The sequence below is a fragment of the Halococcus morrhuae DSM 1307 genome (genome assembly GCF_000336695.1).
Taxonomy (GTDB): Archaea; Halobacteriota; Halobacteria; order Halobacteriales; family Halococcaceae; genus Halococcus; species Halococcus morrhuae.
The window spans coordinates 1-2722 of record NZ_AOMC01000084.1 but is presented as its reverse complement, the minus strand read 5'-3'; the positions used below and the strand labels follow the sequence as shown (position 1 = coordinate 2722).

Genomic DNA, 2722 nt, shown 5'->3' with positions numbered 1-2722 from the left:
GCCTCAAGATCGCGGCTCCACAGATACCGCTTCTTTGTCTCGGTGAAGAGCGGGATCACTGCTTCCATCTCAATCTCCGGGAAGAGCTCGCGCATCCGCGCGAGCGATTCCTCTTGCGAGATGTAGCCGTGTTTGACCGTCCGCACGGTCATCTGGGTCTTGAGGAACGACTGGACGCCCTCATGCGTCCGAAATCGACGCTTTACCTGCGTCGATTTCGTGTGGCTGAAGTAGCGTTCGGCGNCTCGAAGATGGATGGCGAATTTGTCGAAGTTCTCCATCACCTCCTCGACATAGGTCCGGACCGCTGGCGGCAGGTGCTCGATTTTATCGAGCACCGCCTCAAACCGCCGGAAAGCCGCTGGATACGACGGAGCCGCGAACACGCTCTTGAACTCACTCCAGACGATCGCGGCGTGAAGCTTCTTCGCGTTCGAGTAGCGAACGCTCTGGAACACCTCGTTCCGGAGCTTCTTCTCGCCGTTTTTCAGGAAATGGTAGTGACACCGGTGGTGAAACGCGCCGAGATCGTCTTCCACGATCTCGGCATAATCCGAGCGGCCATCCGTGGTCACGACGAATACGGGCTTGTTTTCGAGGGCAGTGGTGAGAAATTCGCGGACAGTGGCCTTCTCGCACCCGTCGACGACTTGTTCGGCGACGGGTGCTCCCATAAGATCATCGTAGAGCAATAACCGGTATGCCCGCTTTCCATCGATGCGGAGATACTGCTCGTCATACGTGNTCATACGTGCAGATGCCCGAATACGTGGGGAGATCGTTGCGGACGATCTCCCCTGTATCTTCGGTGATCCAGTTGCGAATCTGCTCGTCGGATGGTCGAACGCCAAAATGAACGGTACAGATGTCCTGAAGTCGCCCAAGGGACACGTTGGTGAACGCGTTCACAACGCGTACCAGCTGTCTGACCTCATCGGGATNCGGTATGCCCGCTTTCCATCGATGCGGAGATACTGCTCGTCATACGTGCAGATGCCCGAATACGTGGGGAGATCGTTGCGGACGATCTCCCCTGTATCTTCGGTGATCCAGTTGCGAATCTGCTCGTCAGATGGTCGAACGCCAAAATGAACGGTACAGCTGTCCCGTTTCGAGTTGATAAGGATACCGAGCGAGCAAGGTGCGGAAGACGACAAGAACAGGCGGTATGAATTAGCCAGTACGATCTGATCGACAAACCGAGGTGCTTCACTCAGCTTGACCCCGGAATTTCACCTGCTAATCGAATTAGTGAATCAGATTCGGGAGAGCCGCCGCTCATGGCGGCGGCGATCTCGTCCCAAAACCGGACTCAGCCGTACGAGGGCAGCGACTGATTCCAGCGTGTCCGGAGCTTCCGGATCGCTTCCGGCACGCCACCCCGCAGCGGGTGGCAGCGCCGGAACCACTCCATCAGCACGTACCCGATCAGCGTACAGAATAACTCGAACAACACGCCGTTCAGCGATTGTGAGTGGAAATTCTCGACGTTGGTGTACTGTTTCAGCTCACGGAACAGAATCTCGATCAGGGTCCGCAGCGTGTAGATGCGCACCACGTCCACCGGATCATACTCTGCTGGAGACAACGTCGTCAGATACTGGATTTCTTCGCCCTCAGCGTCTCCAACCACGATTCGACGAAATTCTTCACCAGTCTCAGCAAGTTCGATCCGCTGATCAGACACGCTTCGTGTCCCTACTTCATCGGTGACCTCGACGTCTTGGACGCGCTCCAAGACGTCGAGTCGGGCGTCTGATCGAAGCAACGTGACGAAATCTTCGTCACGTCGCTTCATCGTACAGAAACGGTCGTAATCGAGGTAACCACGGTCAAAGACCCGAATCGGCGAGTCGAGGTCTGCGAAGACCTTGACATCGCTCTGGAGGTGATCGAACTGTGTCGGTTCACGCGTGTCACCCGCTGTGACGGTCACACCGAGCGGATGTTTGTACTCGCCGTCGACGCGTGCGGCCAGATTGAGTTTGAGTCCACCGTCAGCTGGCTGAATTTCATGCAGAACTTCGCTGTCGTGGATTTCGCTCGGAATAGCAACCGATCTGGTGAGCGTGAGATTGGTTGCGTCGGTTGCGACGATGGCACGGTCAATCCGCTCCAGACGCTTGCGTTGAACGCCACGCTGGTGATACAGCTGCGGAGTATGAAGGAGTTCGAACAGCACGTGAACGACCGCGCGGTAGTCGCGGTCGTTCGTCCACCGCGAGAAAGTTGAGGCGGCCATGTATGCCATCTGATCGTGAGTATCGGTTTTCTCGGCGAGTTCAGCCAGCGAATCAGATGGGTTGATTCCCTCGAAAGCACCGATCCTGAGATGGTTGTCGAAATCGTGTTTCTCGTTGTAGACGCCGATATCGAACTGTTCAGCAATGAACTCGCTGTCGACTGCGTCGAGCAGCGAGTAGAATTCGCTCGCAGTGGTCGGTGATCGGTGAGATTCATCAGAGACCGTTGGCTTCGGTGACCGCCTCGTCTGGGATTCAATCGTGCTTGCCATCAGTCCGGACGTGATGGACTCACGCCGGCTTTAAATAGTCGAAACGGGACAGCGGTACAGATGCCCTGAAGCCGCTCAAGGGACACGTTGGTGAACGCGTTCACAACGCGTACCAGCCGTCTGACCTCATCGGGATACTGGTGTTCGTCCTCGATGTAGGACAGACTCGGCGAGAACGTCCCGCCACAGATGCGACACCGATACCGC

General features: G+C 56.5%; 1 protein-coding gene and 1 pseudogene. Both read right to left on the bottom strand.

From position 1 onward, the window contains the following. Positions 1 to 1312 precede the first annotated feature (1312 nt). Positions 1313 to 2515 (bottom strand): IS4 family transposase, encoded by a 1203-nt coding sequence (locus C448_RS05575; protein WP_004052561.1) that lies wholly within the window; start codon positions 2513 to 2515, stop codon positions 1313 to 1315. Next, a pseudogene (locus C448_RS16690) lies at positions 2515 to 2722 on the bottom strand (hypothetical protein); the annotation flags it as partial. The pseudogene C448_RS16690 and the gene C448_RS05575, both read right to left, overlap by 1 nt.